The 15467-nt window shown below is 59.5% G+C and carries 13 protein-coding genes; 10 read left to right on the top strand and 3 right to left on the bottom strand.

Annotated features, from left to right (window positions below; genetic code table 11):
- The first annotated feature begins 1015 nt into the window (after positions 1–1015).
- The gene (locus J2X66_RS10865; RefSeq protein WP_310263957.1) at positions 1016–1408 is read left to right on the top strand and encodes a DUF6124 family protein; all 393 of its coding nucleotides are present in this window, start codon (positions 1016–1018) and stop codon (positions 1406–1408) included.
- Between the two features lie 28 nt (positions 1409–1436).
- Here J2X66_RS10865 and J2X66_RS10860 read toward each other — a convergent pair whose 3' ends face one another.
- Entirely contained in the window at positions 1437–2153 is a 717-nt protein-coding gene (locus J2X66_RS10860; RefSeq protein ID WP_310263954.1) for an SIMPL domain-containing protein, read from the bottom strand.
- A 318-nt stretch (positions 2154–2471) separates the two neighbouring features.
- Here J2X66_RS10860 and J2X66_RS10855 point away from each other — a divergent pair, with 318 nt between their 5' ends.
- The 4 genes from J2X66_RS10855 (at position 2472) to J2X66_RS10840 (ending at position 6991) form a co-directional block, all read left to right on the top strand.
- On the top strand, positions 2472–3734 hold the full coding sequence (locus tag J2X66_RS10855; RefSeq protein ID WP_310263952.1) for an ATP-binding protein: 1263 nt from the start codon (positions 2472–2474) through the stop codon (positions 3732–3734).
- Complete coding sequence (locus tag J2X66_RS10850) at positions 3727–4287, top strand: response regulator transcription factor (protein ID WP_027924503.1); 561 nt, start codon at positions 3727–3729, stop codon at positions 4285–4287. Before J2X66_RS10855 ends, J2X66_RS10850 begins: the two co-directional genes overlap by 8 nt.
- Positions 4288–4383: 96 nt before the next feature.
- Positions 4384–6111: an ABC transporter ATP-binding protein/permease gene (locus J2X66_RS10845; protein ID WP_027924504.1), complete on the top strand. Its 1728-nt coding sequence runs from the start codon at positions 4384–4386 to the stop codon at positions 6109–6111.
- Between the two features lie 130 nt (positions 6112–6241).
- A complete protein-coding gene (locus J2X66_RS10840; RefSeq protein WP_027924505.1) occupies positions 6242–6991 on the top strand; it encodes a FadR/GntR family transcriptional regulator in 750 nt (249 codons plus the stop codon).
- A 129-nt stretch (positions 6992–7120) separates the two neighbouring features.
- Here the strand turns inward: J2X66_RS10840 and J2X66_RS10835 are convergent, their stop codons facing one another.
- Positions 7121–7312: a hypothetical protein gene (locus J2X66_RS10835; RefSeq protein WP_310263946.1), complete on the bottom strand. Its 192-nt coding sequence runs from the start codon at positions 7310–7312 to the stop codon at positions 7121–7123.
- 14 nt (positions 7313–7326) lie between these two features.
- Positions 7327–8631: a phospholipase gene (locus tag J2X66_RS10830; RefSeq protein ID WP_310263943.1), complete on the bottom strand. Its 1305-nt coding sequence runs from the start codon at positions 8629–8631 to the stop codon at positions 7327–7329.
- Between the two features lie 236 nt (positions 8632–8867).
- On the opposite strand from J2X66_RS10830, the gene kdgD reads away from it, so the two are divergent.
- From kdgD to J2X66_RS10805, 5 genes are all read left to right on the top strand, one after another.
- The gene (gene kdgD / locus J2X66_RS10825; protein ID WP_310263940.1) at positions 8868–9779 is read left to right on the top strand and encodes a 5-dehydro-4-deoxyglucarate dehydratase; all 912 of its coding nucleotides are present in this window, start codon (positions 8868–8870) and stop codon (positions 9777–9779) included.
- Positions 9780–9839: 60 nt separating this feature from the next.
- Positions 9840–11285, top strand: coding sequence for an aldehyde dehydrogenase family protein (locus tag J2X66_RS10820; protein ID WP_123435297.1), 1446 nt, complete (start codon positions 9840–9842; stop codon positions 11283–11285).
- A gap of 99 nt (positions 11286–11384) precedes the next feature.
- Entirely contained in the window at positions 11385–12764 is a 1380-nt protein-coding gene (locus tag J2X66_RS10815; RefSeq protein WP_310263934.1) for an MFS transporter, read from the top strand.
- An 11-nt stretch (positions 12765–12775) separates the two neighbouring features.
- Complete coding sequence (gene garD / locus J2X66_RS10810) at positions 12776–14329, top strand: galactarate dehydratase (RefSeq protein ID WP_310263931.1); 1554 nt, start codon at positions 12776–12778, stop codon at positions 14327–14329.
- Positions 14330–14496: 167 nt separating this feature from the next.
- Positions 14497–15438, top strand: a complete 942-nt coding sequence (locus tag J2X66_RS10805; RefSeq protein ID WP_310263930.1) for an AEC family transporter — start codon at positions 14497–14499, stop codon at positions 15436–15438.
- Positions 15439–15467: the final 29 nt, after the last annotated feature.

Here is a 15467-nt window from a genome sequence, read left to right as displayed (position 1 = left end):
GGTAGGTATTTGTTGTTTAACGGGTTTGTTGTGGGGGTGGGTGCAGTTTGACTGGCAGGTGTTTGTCAGTGAACATCTTGGTTGTTGGTCTAATCAGTACATTTTTGGCGACAGTTGGCGCACGGTCGTGGGCCGAGTGTTTATGGGTGGTACTGGGTGCAACCGTGGTTTTTATCGGTAGCGCCGCAATTGTCATGGATGTACGCGGATTAAACTGTGGGAGCGAGCTTGCTCGCGATGGCGTCCTGACAGCCGACCATTCTCTGCCTTGGTGTACATATCCATTTCTGCGGTAACGGCCACTTAGGGTTTCGCCCTTACGGCGACTCACTTTTTTTCAAACGCCAAAAAAAGTAAGCAAAAAAGGCTCGCCCCGAGCGTCCGGCCCCTCGCTTAGGCTCGGCGTTCCTTCGTTCCGGTATCCATCCGGGGACACTGCCCTCCGGTCTGCTGCGCGACGACCTACATGCAGCGTGTTCGACTGCGTCGAACGGCGCTGCGCGCCATTCCCCGGATGCACACCTCCACTCAGCCTCCCGAGGGGGCGGGTGAATCAAGATCAAAAGCTGCAGGCGAGCTAACGCTCGGCCTGTTGAGTGGTGAGAAGCGGCGGGTGTACGCCGACTGATCGTTCCCACGCTCCTGCGTGGGAATGCCGCCAGGGACGCTCTGCGTTCCATTTTTGCGTGTTGAAAGATGTGTAAAAAACACAGCGCTTTCCCACGCATTTTTCAGGTTGTCGGGTAGGAAGCCTTGTCTCTAACCTCTGGCTGTCGCTGCAAAATCAGCGACCGGGTGTGAGATCCCCGGCTATTAGTATTCATCTAGCGCCAATGCCACCATAATTGGCGCCAGCTTATCTGCTGCCTATAAATGCGTTATGGCGGCTGTGTGCGGGCAGACTTCGGTCTGGCCGGGTGCCTACTACCGGTGATCTCACTCTGCACATAGCTGCCACCTCTTTGCCGCTTGAGATCCGGCGAAGGGAAGGCTCCCGTTACCAGTAGGAGTTTCCATGGATAAGTTAATCCCTGATCCACCCATCACCCCCGAAACCGAAGCCGAAGACATACGCGCCGAAACGCTACTCAAAGACCACGAAGCCATAAAACGCGCCCTCGACTACTACCTCGATTCCCCATCCCAATACACCGAAAAACCCCGCCGTCCCAGCACGATGTACATGATCGCCCCGAACATGGACACCGAAAGCCTGCTGGCCCAAGCCTGCGAATCACTGGCCTCCGCCAGTGTCATGACCAGTGATTTCGCCGCGAACCTGATCGGCCCGCAGCGTAATACGGTGTTGGCGATTCAGCAGATCATCATGCTGGGCCAGTCACCATATAACCTGAAGGATTCAACCAGACTTCTCGCAGGCAACAAAAAACGGCGTTCACTCCAGTGATCGCCGTTTTTATGTACGTCTTATCAAATCAAGGCATCAACACTTCAATCGCGCCATCCGCCGTCATGCTGACCTGACTGGTGCCCGCCTCAACATCCGGTGTCACCGGTGCGGCATCCATCGCGGCCGCTTTCATCATCATCGGGCCGCGCATGTACGGCTGTGGATAACCGTTGCTGTTCAGGTTCAGGCTGACGATCTTGTAGCTCTTGCCACCCAGCGCATCGGTCGCCAGTTGCGCGCGAGCCTTGAAGGCGGTCACGGCTTCTTTAAGCAGTGCGTCTTCGCTGGCCTTGCGCGTCGGCGTGGCGATGGCGAAGTCCATGCCGCCCATTTTCAGGTCGCTGAGCAGTTCGCCGGTCAGTTTCGACAGGGCGGCGAAGTCGGAGCTTTCCAGGCGCAGTTCAGCGCGTTCACGCCAGCCGGTGATTTTCTGGCCCTTGGTGTCGTAGATCGGGTAGCTGTTGCGGCTGCCCTGGCGCAGGGTGATGTCTTTGACCTGTTTGGCCTGGGCCAGCGCTTTGTTCATGGTGGTGCTGACGTCGGCGGCGAGTTTGGCCGGGTCGGTGTTTTGGTCTTCGGTGTAAAGGGTCACGATCATCAGGTCGCGGGCCACTTCCTGGCTGACTTCGGCGCGCAGGGAAATCTGGTTGTAATGCAGCTCGTCGGCGGCCAGGGTCGGGAGGCTGGCGAGGGTGCCGGCACTCAGGGCGAGGAGGGCGGCGCTGCGGCGAAATGTGTGCATGAAAGCTCCTTGGGCGATGCGCAGGTGTCAGGTCCGAGCCTGCGTGAAACCATCAGACTCTAGCTTTAATGATCCGGTTCGCACAGTTACAACTTCTATACAGATAGCGACAGGTGACCGCTGCGCGGTCAATCGCGGGCAAGCCACGCTCCCACAGGGGAATGCATTTCAAGGTGGGAGCGAGCGTGCTCGCGATAGCGGCCTTATAGACGCCGCAGATCTTTCTGCCATGTGGCCGTTTGCCGCACTTTTGCCTGTCAGCCCCCGTGCTTGGTTATACTCCGTGCGATCCGCCTGGAGCGCTCATCAGGAGAGCTCATGCTCGCCCCCGTTCAAATCACTTCTGCCACTCGCCAGAACCTCTGGCGGTTGACGTTCATCCGCACGTTAGTGCTCGCCGCTCAGGCCGGTTCCGTCGGGTTGGCCTATTGGCTCGAACTGCTGCCGCTGCCCTGGGTGCAACTGGCCATGACCCTCGGTTGCTCGACGCTGTTGTGCGCATTCACCGCGGTTCGGCTGCGCACGACGTGGCCGGTCACCGAGCTGGAATATGCGCTGCAACTGGCCTGCGACCTGTTTATCCACAGTGCCCTGCTGTATTTCTCCGGGGGCTCGACCAACCCGTTCGTCTCGTATTACCTGGTGCCGCTGACCATCGCCGCGGTGACGTTGCCATGGCGCTATTCGGTAATTTTGTCGGGTATCGCGTTGACGATGTACACCTTGCTGCTCGCGCGGTTCTATCCGCTGCAAACCTTCCCGATCGCCCGGGAGAACCTGCAGGTCTACGGGATGTGGCTGAGTTTCGCACTGGCGGCGGCGGTCATTACGTTTTTCGCCGCGCGCATGGCCGAAGAGCTGCGCCGTCAGGAAGAGCTGCGGGCGATTCGGCGTGAAGAAGGTCTGCGTGACCAGCAATTGCTGGCGGTAGCGACGCAAGCCGCCGGCGCGGCGCATGAATTGGGCACGCCGCTGGCGACCATGAGCGTGTTGCTCAAGGAAATGCGGCAGGATCATCACGACCCGTTGTTGCAGGACGATTTGAGCGTGCTGCAGGATCAGGTCAAGCTGTGCAAAGAAACCTTGCAGCAACTGGTGCGCGCCGCCGAGGCCAATCGCCGTTTGGCGGTGGAGATGCAGGACGTCACCGACTGGCTCGACGAAGCCTTGAACCGCTGGCACCTGATGCGCCCGGAAGCCAGTTACCGCTTCCAGCGCCTGGGCCAAGGCACTGTGCCGCGCATGGCACCGCCACCGGACCTGACCCAGGCGCTGCTGAATTTGTTGAACAACGCTGCTGATGCGTGCCCTGAAGGGCTGCAGGTGACGCTGGACTGGAACGCCGAAGACCTGACCATCAGCATCCGCGATCACGGTGCCGGTGTGCCGTTGGCCATCGCCGAACAGATCGGCAAACCGTTTTTTACCACCAAGGGCAAAGGTTTCGGCCTGGGCCTGTTTTTGAGCAAGGCCAGCGTGACACGCGCCGGCGGCTCAGTGAAACTCTACAGTCATGAGGAAGGCGGCACGCTCACCGAGCTGCGCCTGCCCCGTGTCGCCCGAGGAGACGAACATGAGTGACGATATCCAGGTTGAAGGCGAAGAACTGCCGCATTTGCTGTTGGTCGACGACGATGCAACCTTTACCCGCGTGATGGCCCGCGCCATGGCCCGCCGTGGTTTTCGCGTCAGCACCGCCGGCTCTGCCGAAGAAGGCCTGACCATCGCCCAGGCCGACTTGCCGGATTACGCCGCGCTGGACCTGAAAATGGATGGCGACTCGGGCCTGGTCTTGCTGCCCAAGCTGCTGGAACTGGACCCGGAAATGCGCGTGGTGATCCTCACCGGTTATTCGAGCATCGCCACCGCCGTCGAGGCGATCAAGCGCGGTGCCTGCAATTACCTGTGCAAACCGGCCGACGCCGACGACGTGCTGGCAGCCTTGCTGTCCGAACACGCCGATCTCGATACCCTGGTGCCGGAAAACCCGATGTCGGTGGATCGTTTGCAGTGGGAGCACATCCAGCGCGTGCTGACCGAGCACGAAGGCAACATCTCGGCCACGGCCCGCGCCCTGGGCATGCACCGCCGTACCCTGCAGCGCAAACTGCAGAAACGTCCGGTGCGCCGCTGAACGGGCGCTGAACGATCATCGCCACCCCTCGCGATAACCCGAACCGATCAACTATGATCGGTTCGTGTGTGTACTTTTCTTTATCGAGCCTTATCCATGAATCAGAACGCTGAATATTCCGCGGTCAACGATGCCGTGCGCGGGCAGTTTTTCCGCAAGGTCTGGGCGATCATCACGCCCTATTGGCAAAGTGAAGAGAAGGGCAAGGCCTGGACGCTGCTGATCGCGGTGATTGCCCTGTCGTTGATCAGCGTGGGGATCTCGGTGTGGTTCAACACCTGGTACAAGGATTTTTACAACGCCTTGCAGAAGAAGGATGAAGCGGCGTTCTGGCAGCTGATTCTGTATTTCTGCGCGATTGCCGCCGTGGCGATTGTCGGGGCGGTGTACCGGCTCTACCTGACACAGATGCTGACGATCCGGTGGCGAGCCTGGCTGACCGAGAAACACTTTGCCCGCTGGCTCGGCAACAAAAACTACTACCAGCTGGAGCAGGGCGGTTACACCGATAACCCGGACCAGCGGATTTCCGAAGACCTCAACAACTTTACGGCCAACACCCTTAGCCTGGGCATCGGGCTGATCCGCAATGTCGTCAGCCTGGTGTCGTTCTCGATCATTTTGTGGGGCGTTTCGGGCAGCATTGAAGTGTTCGGTTTTACCATTCCCGGCTACATGTTCTGGTGTGTGCTGGTCTACGCCGTGGTCGGTAGCTGGCTGACGCATTTGATCGGTCGTCGCTTGATCGGCCTGAACAACCAACAACAACGCTTCGAAGCCGACCTGCGTTTCTCCATGGTCCGGGTTCGTGAGAATGCCGAAAGTATTGCGTTGTACAACGGCGAGCCGAATGAAAATCGTCGCTTGAGCAGCCGTTTTGGAATGGTCTGGCACAACTTCTGGGACATCATGAAAGTGTCCAAGCGCCTGACATTTTTCACCGCCGGTTACAGCCAGGCCGCGATCATTTTCCCGTTCATGGTCGCTGCGCCGCGTTACTTCGCCGGCAAGATCGAACTCGGTGAACTGATGCAAATCAGCTCGGCGTTCGGCAACGTGCAAGAGAGTTTCAGCTGGTTCATCAGCGCGTATCAGGACCTCGCTTCATGGCGCGCGACCTGTGATCGTCTGCTGAGTTTTCGTCAGGCCATGACCGACAACGAAGAGCGCCAACCGGCCATCGACGTACAGAATCAGGGCGATGAACTGAAGATCCATAACCTCGGCCTCGATCTGGCGGACGGTCGTCACCTGCTGACCAACGCCGACCTGACGGTGGAAGAGGGCGATCGCGTGATGCTCAGCGGCCGTTCCGGCAGCGGCAAGTCGACCTTGCTGCGTGCGATGGGGCATCTGTGGCCAGCCGGCCACGGCAGTATCCGTCTGCCGTCGGCACGCTATCTGTTCCTGCCGCAAAAGCCGTACTTGCCGATTGGCACCTTGCGTGAGGCGCTGAGTTATCCGCAGGCGGGTGATATCTATCCGCAGGAACGCTACGTCCATGTGCTGGAAACCTGCCGTTTGCCGCATCTTGTTGCACGTCTGGATGAAGCAAACCACTGGCAGCGCATGCTCTCGCCAGGTGAACAGCAACGTTTGGCGTTTGCCCGAGCGCTGCTGTATGCACCGCAATGGCTGTACATGGACGAAGCCACTTCGGCGATGGATGAAGAGGATGAAGGGTCGCTGTATCAAGCGTTGATCGATGAGTTGCCGGGGCTGAGCATCATCAGCGTCGGGCATCGCAGCAGCCTGAAGCGCTTCCACCCACGGCATGTTCGAATCGAGAACGGCCATTTGGTGGACCAGACCGTGACCGCATAAACACCACAATCCCTGTAGGAGTGAGCCCGCGAGCAAGCTCCCACAGGGGATAGTGGATGCTGACGGTGATCGTACAACCGCGTTGAGCTATGATGCGGTTTCAGCCGAATTTTCGAGACAGATGTTCACCATGGAAAACCCGATCGACGCACCACGCCTCCCTCGCAAGCGCCGCAGCCTCGCACAGGAGTTGGTGACGGTGCTGTCCGAGCAGATCCGCGACGGTCACCTCAAGCGCGGCGACAAATTGCCCACCGAGTCGGCGATCATGGATGCCCATGGCGTCAGCCGCACGGTGGTGCGCGAGGCGATTTCCCGTTTGCAGGCGGCCGGGCAGGTTGAAACCCGCCATGGCATCGGCACCTTTGTGCTCGATACCCCGAGCCCGAGCGGTTTCCGCATCGACCCGGCGACGGTGGTCACCCTGCGTGACGTGTTGGCGATTCTGGAGTTGCGCATCAGCCTCGAAGTGGAATCCGCCGGCCTCGCCGCGCAACGCCGCAGCGACGAGCAACTCGGTTTGATGAGAGCTGCGCTGGACGCCCTCAATGAAAGCGCTTCGCATGCCAGCGATGCGGTCGCCTCGGACTTCCAGTTCCACCTGCAAATCGCGCTGGCGACCGGTAACCGTTACTTCACCGACATCATGACCCACCTCGGCACCAGCATCATTCCGCGCACGCGGCTGAACTCGGCGCGCCTGGCCCATGACGACCAGCAGCACTACATGAATCGCCTGAGCCGTGAACACGAAGAGATTTACGACGCCATCGCCCGTCAGGATTCCGATGCGGCGCGGGCCGCAATGCGTTTGCACCTGACGAATAGCCGCGAGCGGTTGCGTCATGCGCATGAAGAGGCTGAGGCGCAGCGGGGTTGATTTTCCGGTCGGAATTTTCTGCTGTCTGCTGGAATGCCATCGCGAGCAAGCCCGGCTCCCACAGTGTCTTGTGAAAACCTGTGGGAGCCGAGCTTGCTCGCGATAGGGCCTTCAACCCTGATGAAAAAGTTAGCTGATACGCAGGATTGAACGATCCACCCTCACTGCCAATCCAGCCGCCCCGGGCTTGGCATCAAACACCACATCCCCCCGTTCATTCACCACCGCCCGCGCAATCACCACGCCCTTGGACAACAACTCCAGCGGCGCCCCCTTCATCGACTGCCCCGAAGCCAGTTCCAGTTTCAATTTGATCGTCATCATGGATCTCCTTATCAGGCAACGTTGCCGGTGGGTGTGTAGTCCTTGAGCAGCAAGTAAGTGCTCCAGCCCCACCAGTCGTCGATGGTGGCGGTGTCGTTCAGGTTGTTGACGTCCTTGCGTCGCAGCACCTTGCTGCCCTCGACCCTGAACAGCGGCGAGAAATTGCCGGTCGGGTTCAGCACGGCTTGCAAGTCCGGCAGCTTTTTCAAGGCGCTGAAGTTGCTGGGCGATGGAGCGACACCGCTGAGGTACGCCGCGAAGATCTCATCCGCAGACAGCTGAACCGCTTGATTGACCTGCACGCGATTGGCGCTGTCGATCGCGTCGAAATAGCGTTTGTCGCCATACGCGCGCCATTGATCGGCGTTGCCATTAAGCACATTGAGGCCGAACTTGCTGTCTTCGTCGTGCATGAAACGGGTGATCAACGAGCCGAGGTCACTGGGTGTGACCACCGCCGCCAGTTGCTTGCGCGGCACACGCAGGTGGCCCGCGGAAAACAGGTCAGTCAGGTAATGATCGGCAAACGCATTCATCGCGTAGGCGATTTCCAACTGTTTTTCATCACCCCTGTTTTTCGCCAGCACGGCTTGCTGCACGGCCGCGGTGTGGCCGGCGATATAGGCTGCCAGTGCCCCTTCGGCAAAGTGGTCAGTATTGTTGGCGGCGAGTTTCAGATAACGCCCCAACGGGAATAGCGCCGAGACGAAACTGCCGCCGCCGGTGATCTTGTTCCACTCCTCCGACAACGTATCTCCGAGGGCGTCATAGACTTCGTGAGGCTGTTTGCCGTCCTGGATCGCCTGCTTCACGGCGGCGATTTCCTTTTGCATGACCCCGAGGATCAGCTTGGCCTCGGCATTCGCGGCCGGCAGCACCGCGAGCGAGTTGAATGCGTTGGAGAAGCGCTGGATTCGGTCCGGGGCGGTGGCGCCTTCGCTGATCGGTTGCTCGGGAATTCCGTAGAAATCACCGCCCAGGGCAACAACCTGGCCATAGGTCAGCGCCAGCCCGTTGGGCAAATGCAGTTCGACCTGTGAGGCCGGGATCGCGGGGGCATCCTTGATGAAACGCAGCAGCGTGCCATCCCCGATAGCCGTGTGTTCACCACCCTCGAACCTCAGTTGCGGCTTGCCATTCAAGGCTTTGCCGGAAGGGGAGGCGGACGGTTGAGAGGCGTGGTTGTGAGGTGTGCCCAAGTGCAGCGCCAGCAATTCATGGCCACTGATGGCAATGCCGTGCTCACTGAAAAGATCATCCAGAACGGCAATGACCTGCTTGGGTTTTTCCTGGGATTGAGTGTGTAGACCTGACATTTCTAGCTCCTTGATATGTCGTAGGCAGATTTCAAATTAACTGTATACATATACAGTTAAATCGATCTTAGCCGAGAAATTTCCTACGTCAAGGAAAGAACCTCTCCTACATAAAAATGCCGACGGCGATGAAATGCAGTTGACGGTTATTATTTAAGTTGTACGATGACCTACAACTCGGCGAAAGCTGAACGGTTTCCTCACACACATACGTTGCTACTCAGGGTGTTCGAATAATGAATCCACAAGAACTGAAGTCCATCCTCTCTTCCGGCCTGCTGTCTTTCCCGGTCACCGATTTCAATGCTCAGGGCGATTTCCATCGCGCGGGCTACATCAAGCGTCTCGAATGGCTGGCCCCATACGGCGCCACGGCGTTGTTCGCCGCGGGCGGCACCGGTGAGTTCTTCTCTCTGGCGGCCAGCGAATATTCGGAAATCATCAAGACTGCCGTCGACACCTGCGCAACCAGCGTGCCGATCCTGGCCGGCGTGGGCGGTTCGACCCGTCAAGCCATCGAGTACGCACAGGAAGCCGAACGCCTGGGCGCCAAAGGCCTGTTGCTGCTGCCGCACTACCTGACCGAAGCCAGCCAGGACGGCGTTGCCGCCCACGTTGAAGCCGTGTGCAAATCGGTGAAAATCGGCGTGGTGGTCTACAACCGTAACGTCTGCCGCCTGACCGCTCCTTTGCTGGAACGTCTGGCCGAGCGCTGCCCGAACCTGATCGGTTACAAGGATGGCCTGGGCGATATCGAACTGATGGTGTCGATCCGTCGTCGCCTCGGCGATCGCTTCAGCTACCTGGGCGGCTTGCCGACCGCTGAAGTCTACGCCGCCGCTTATAAGGCGCTGGGCGTGCCGGTTTACTCCTCGGCGGTGTTCAACTTCATCCCGAAAACCGCGATGGATTTCTACCACGCCATCGCTCGCGAAGATCACGCCACCGTTGGCAAGATCATCGACGACTTCTTCCTGCCCTACCTGGACATCCGTAACCGCAAAGCCGGCTACGCGGTGAGCATCGTCAAGGCCGGGGCAAAAATTGCCGGTTACGACGCAGGTCCTGTGCGTGCACCGCTGACCGATCTGACGGCCGAAGAGTACGAAATGCTCGCCGCGCTGATCGACAAGCAAGGTGCGCAGTAACACATCCGATTTAACAGGGCCGCTGAGTGATCAGCGGCCTTTTGCGTGAGGAGAATTGTTGTGGCAGATGCAAAGCGTTTTGATAACTACATCAACGGTGAATGGGTGGCGGGCAGTGATTACTGCGCCAACATCAACCCGTCCGAACTGACCGACACCATCGGTCACTACGCCAAAGCCGATCTGGCTCAAGTCCACGCCGCCATCGACGCCGCTCGCGCTGCGTTTCCGGCCTGGTCGACGTCGGGCATTCAGGCACGTCACGACTCGCTGGATAAAGTCGGCACTGAAATCCTCGCCCGTCGCGAAGAACTCGGTACCTTGCTGGCCCGTGAAGAAGGCAAGACCCTGCCTGAAGCCATCGGCGAAGTAACCCGCGCCGGTAACATCTTCAAGTTTTTCGCCGGTGAAACCCTGCGCCTGTCCGGCGACTATTTGCCGTCGGTACGCCCGGGTGTGAACGTTGAAGTAACCCGCGAAGCATTGGGCGTGGTTGGCCTGATCACCCCGTGGAACTTCCCGATCGCCATCCCTGCGTGGAAAATCGCCCCGGCACTGGCCTACGGCAACTGCGTGGTGTTGAAGCCGGCCGATCTGGTGCCGGGTTGCGCCTGGGCCCTGGCTGAAATCATCTCCCGCGCAGGCTTTCCGGCCGGCGTGTTCAACCTGGTGATGGGCAGCGGTCGAGTGGTTGGCGATGCGCTGGTGCAGAGCCCGAAAGTCGACGGCATCAGCTTCACCGGTTCCGTCGGTGTCGGTCGTCAGATCGCGGTCAGCTGTGTATCGCGTCAGGCCAAGGTTCAGCTGGAAATGGGCGGCAAGAACCCGCAGATCATTCTCGACGACGCTGACCTCAAGCAAGCGGTCGAGCTCTCGGTGCAGAGCGCGTTCTACTCCACCGGTCAGCGTTGCACCGCCTCCAGCCGTTTCATCGTGACCGCCGGTATCCACGACAAATTCGTCGAAGCCGTGGCCGAACGCATGAAGTCGATCAAGGTCGGCCATGCGCTGAAAACCGGTACTGACATTGGTCCCGTGGTTTCCCAGGCTCAGCTTGAGCAAGACATGAAGTACATCGACATCGGCCAGTCCGAAGGTGCACGTCTGGTCAGCGGCGGTGGTCTGGTGACTTGCGATACCGAAGGCTACTACCTCGCGCCAACCCTGTTTGCCGACAGCGAAGCCGCGATGCGCATCAGCCGCGAAGAGATCTTCGGCCCGGTGGCCAACGTGGTTCGTGTCGCCGATTACGAAGCAGCACTGGCCATGGCCAACGACACCGAGTTCGGTCTGTCGGCGGGCATCGCGACCACGTCGCTGAAGTACGCCAACCACTTCAAGCGCCACTCCCAGGCCGGGATGGTGATGGTCAACCTGCCGACCGCTGGCGTGGATTACCACGTTCCATTCGGCGGGCGTAAAGGTTCATCCTACGGATCCCGCGAGCAAGGTCGCTATGCGCAAGAGTTCTACACAGTCGTGAAGACTTCTTATATCGGATCGTAACCCGCTGTATCCGCACGAGGCCCTTGCCTGAGGCCTCGCGCGGCACAAGACCAAAGAATGTTTTACCCGCATAAAAATAATCAGTGGGAGTACATCTACATGCAAGCGACCAAGCCGACCCATGTCCGCTATTTGATCCTGCTCATGCTTTTCCTGGTGACCACGATCAACTACGCTGACCGGGCTACCATCGCCATTGCGGGCTCCAGCCTGCAAAAAGACCTCGGCATCGACGCGGTCACTCTCGGTTATATCTTCTCTGCATTCGGTTGGGCCTACGTGGCCGGGCAAATTCCCGGTGGCTGGCTGCTGGACCGTTTCGGCTCGAAAAAAGTCTACGCACTGAGCATCTTCACCTGGTCGCTGTTCACCGTGCTCCAGGGCTACGTCGGTGAATTCGGCATGTCCACGGCGATCGTTGCGCTGTTCATGCTGCGTTTTCTGGTCGGCCTGGCCGAAGCGCCGTCCTTCCCCGGTAACGCACGCATCGTGGCGGCCTGGTTCCCGACCGCTGAACGCGGTACTGCGTCTGCGATCTTCAACTCGGCGCAATACTTCGCCACGGTTCTGTTCGCACCGCTGATGGGCTGGATCGTCTACACGTTTGGCTGGCAGCATGTGTTTGTGGTGATGGGCAGCATCGGCATCGTGTTCTCGCTGATCTGGCTGAAAGTTATCCACAGTCCACGTCAGCACCCGATGATCAACGAGGCCGAGTTCAAGCACATCGCCGAGAACGGCGGCATGGTCGACATGGACCAGGACAAAGGCAAAGGGCAAGCCACCGGCAAACCGGCTGAAGGCCCGAAATGGGACTACGTGCGTCAGCTACTGACCAATCGCATGATGCTCGGCGTGTACCTGAGCCAGTACTGCATCAACGCCATTACCTACTTCTTCCTGACCTGGTTCCCGGTGTATCTGGTGCAAGAACGCGGCATGACCATCCTCAAGGCCGGTTTCATTGCCTCGTTGCCGGCGATCTGCGGTTTTATCGGTGGTGTGTTGGGCGGTGTGATTTCCGACTACCTACTGCGCAAAGGTCATTCCCTGACCTTCGCCCGCAAGGCGCCGATCATCGCAGGCCTGCTGGTGTCCAGCAGCATCGTGGCTTGCAACTACGTCGACATCGAATGGATGGTCGTGGGCTTCATGGCCCTGGCCTTCTTCGGCAAAGGCGTGGGCGCGTTGGGCTGGGCCGTGGTGTCCGACACCTCGCCAAAGCAGATCGCCGGTTTGAGTGGCGGCCTGTTCAACATGTTCGGCAACATCGCGTCGATCACCACGCCAATCGTGATCGGCTACATCATCAGCTCCACCGGCTCGTTCAAATGGGCACTGGTGTTTGTCGGTTGCAACGCACTGGTGGCGGTGTTCAGCTACCTGGTGATCGTGGGTCCGATCAAACGCGTGGTACTCAAGGAGCCGCCTGTCAGCGGTCCTGAAACAAACAACAAATTGTCACAAGCGCATTCCTGAGGAGCGGCGTCATGCAGTTGATTGAACATTCCGACTCGCCGCGCTACATCCGCCTGCACGAGCGGGACAACGTAGTGATCGTGGTCAATGACCAGGGCGTGCCGGCCGGCACCGAGTTCCCCGATGGCCTGGTGACCGTGGACTTCGTGCCACAGAGCCACAAGGTCACGCTGGAAGACATTCCCGAAGGCGGGCAGGTGATTCGTTACGGCCAGACTATTGGCTACGCGTTGCAGCCGATTCCGCGCGGCAGCTGGGTCAAGGAAGATCAACTGCGCATGCCCACCGCGCCGCCGCTGGACAGCTTGCCGCTGTCCACCGAAGTGCCGGCGGCGCAAGCCCCGCTCGACGGCTATACGTTCGAGGGTTATCGCAACGCCGACGGCACTGTCGGCACACGCAATATCCTGGGGATTACCACGACCGTTCAGTGCGTCACCGGTGTGCTGGATCATGCGGTCAAGCGCATCAAGGACGAGTTGCTGCCCAAGTACCCGAACGTTGATGACGTGGTCGCGCTGACCCACAGCTACGGCTGTGGTGTGGCGATTACGGCGGCTGATGCGTACATTCCGATTCGTACCGTGCGCAACCTGGCGCGTAACCCGAACCTGGGTGGCGAAGCGTTGGTGATCAGCCTGGGTTGCGAGAAATTGCAGGCCGGGCAGGTGATGCACGAGAACGACAGCTCGGTGGATCTGAGCGAGCCGTGGTTGTACCGCTTGCAGGATTCGAGTCACGGTTTCACTGAGATGATCGAGCAGATCATGGCGTTGGCTGAAACCCGTTTGAAGAAGCTCGATCAGCGTCGCCGGGAAACCGTGCCTGCGTCCGAGCTGATCCTCGGCATGCAGTGCGGTGGCAGTGATGCGTTCTCCGGCATCACCGCCAACCCGGCACTGGGTTATGCCTCGGACCTGTTGCTGCGTGCCGGTGCGACGGTGATGTTTTCCGAAGTGACTGAAGTGCGCGACGCGATCTACTTGTTGACCTCCCGAGCGGAGACTCAAGAAGTCGCTCAGGAACTGGTGCGGGAAATGGACTGGTACGACCGCTACCTGGCCAAGGGCGAAGCGGACCGTAGCGCCAACACCACGCCGGGCAACAAGAAGGGCGGGTTATCGAACATCGTCGAGAAATCCCTGGGCTCGATCGTCAAGTCCGGCCGCAGCGCGATCAACGGGGTGCTTGGCCCTGGTGAACGTTTCAAACGCAAAGGCCTGATCTTCTGCGCCACCCCGGCCAGTGACTTTGTCTGCGGGACGTTGCAATTGGCGGCGGGGATGAACCTGCACGTGTTCACCACCGGCCGTGGTACGCCGTATGGCTTGGCGATGGCGCCGGTGGTGAAGGTGTCGACCCGTACGGAACTGGCGCAGCGCTGGCCGGATCTGATCGACATCGATGCCGGGCGGATTGCCACCGGACGGGCGTCGATCGAAGACCTCGGCTGGGAGTTGTTCCACTACTACCTGGACGTTGCCAGCGGCAAGAAACAGACGTGGGCCGAGCAGCACAAGCTGCATAACGACATCACCCTGTTTAACCCTGCACCGATCACGTAATGATCGTTCCCACACTCCGCGTGGGAATGCATTCAGGGACGCTCTGCGTCCCAAAGCGTGACGCGGAGCGTCACAAGAGGCGTTCCCACGCAGAGCGTGGGAACGATCGGGGTGAAAGTGGCTTATCATTAGCCCCCTAACGACGCTCACCCAAGGTTCCCCCCGGCATGCTGGCAATCTTCCTCGAAACACTGAACATCACCGCGCCGGTGTTTGCCATGCTGTTTCTGGGTGTGCTGCTCAAGCGCATTGGCTGGATCAACGACAATTTCATCCACACCGCGTCGGCTCTGGTGTTCAACGTCACCATGCCGGCGTTGCTGTTTCTGGGCATCCTGCATGCCGACCTGCATGCCGCGCTGCAACCGGCGCTGCTGATCTACTTCTCGATTGCGACGCTGGTGAGTTTCGCCATTGCCTGGGTCTGGGCGATCTGGAAGTGCCCGCGTGAAGACCGGGGGATTTATACCCAGGGCGCCTTTCGCGGCAACAACGGGGTGATCGGCCTGGCGCTGGCGGCGAGCATGTACGGCGCCTACGGGATTTCCCTCGGGGCGATTCTCGCGGCGCTGGTGATCCTGTTCTACAACACGCTGTCGACCATTGTGCTGGCGGTGTACAGCCCGGTAATCAAGTCCGATCCGTGGAGCATCTGCAAAAGCGTGATGGGCAATCCGCTGATCATCAGCGTATTCGCGGCGGCGCCGTTTGCCTATTTCAAGATCGGTTTGCCGGGGTGGCTGGAGACGTCCGGGCAGTACCTGGCGCAGACCACGTTGCCGCTGGCATTGATTTGCATTGGCGGCACGCTGTCGCTGGCGGCGCTGCGCAAGAGCGGCGATATGGCGCTCAGTTCCAGCCTGGTGAAGATGATCGGCCTGCCGGTGCTGACGACCCTTGGGGCGTGGCTGTGGGGCTTTCGTGGGGCGGAGTTGGGGATTCTGTTTTTGTACTTTGGCAGCCCGACGGCGGCGGCCAGTTTTGTGATGGCCCGTCAGGCTGAGGGGAATCATGAACTGGCGGCGGCGATCATCGTCATCACCACGTTGATGGCGGCGGTGACCACCAACGTCGGGATCTTTTTGTTGCAGTGGGGTGGGTGGATCTAGCCCTGGGATTTTGGGTTGTTTTTCAGGGC

It is taken from the genome of Pseudomonas sp. 3296, from assembly GCF_031456615.1.
Taxonomy (GTDB): Bacteria; Pseudomonadota; Gammaproteobacteria; order Pseudomonadales; family Pseudomonadaceae; genus Aquipseudomonas; species Aquipseudomonas mucoides.
This window is presented reverse-complemented; position numbering and strand designations above follow the sequence as displayed.

Excerpts from the sequence above, each read along its gene's own strand:
- J2X66_RS10865 (WP_310263957.1), top strand. The coding sequence starts at position 1,016 with ATGGATAAGTTAATCCCTGATCCACCCATCACCCCCGAAACCGAAGCC.
- J2X66_RS10860 (WP_310263954.1), bottom strand. The coding sequence starts at position 2,153 with ATGCACACATTTCGCCGCAGCGCCGCCCTCCTCGCCCTGAGTGCCGGC.
- J2X66_RS10855 (WP_310263952.1), top strand. The coding sequence starts at position 2,472 with ATGCTCGCCCCCGTTCAAATCACTTCTGCCACTCGCCAGAACCTCTGG.
- J2X66_RS10850 (WP_027924503.1), top strand. The coding sequence starts at position 3,727 with ATGAGTGACGATATCCAGGTTGAAGGCGAAGAACTGCCGCATTTGCTG.
- J2X66_RS10845 (WP_027924504.1), top strand. The coding sequence starts at position 4,384 with ATGAATCAGAACGCTGAATATTCCGCGGTCAACGATGCCGTGCGCGGG.
- J2X66_RS10840 (WP_027924505.1), top strand. The coding sequence starts at position 6,242 with ATGGAAAACCCGATCGACGCACCACGCCTCCCTCGCAAGCGCCGCAGC.
- J2X66_RS10835 (WP_310263946.1), bottom strand. The coding sequence starts at position 7,312 with ATGACGATCAAATTGAAACTGGAACTGGCTTCGGGGCAGTCGATGAAG.
- J2X66_RS10830 (WP_310263943.1), bottom strand. The coding sequence starts at position 8,631 with ATGTCAGGTCTACACACTCAATCCCAGGAAAAACCCAAGCAGGTCATT.
- kdgD (WP_310263940.1), top strand. The coding sequence starts at position 8,868 with ATGAATCCACAAGAACTGAAGTCCATCCTCTCTTCCGGCCTGCTGTCT.
- J2X66_RS10815 (WP_310263934.1), top strand. The coding sequence starts at position 11,385 with ATGCAAGCGACCAAGCCGACCCATGTCCGCTATTTGATCCTGCTCATG.
- garD (WP_310263931.1), top strand. The coding sequence starts at position 12,776 with ATGCAGTTGATTGAACATTCCGACTCGCCGCGCTACATCCGCCTGCAC.
- J2X66_RS10805 (WP_310263930.1), top strand. The coding sequence starts at position 14,497 with ATGCTGGCAATCTTCCTCGAAACACTGAACATCACCGCGCCGGTGTTT.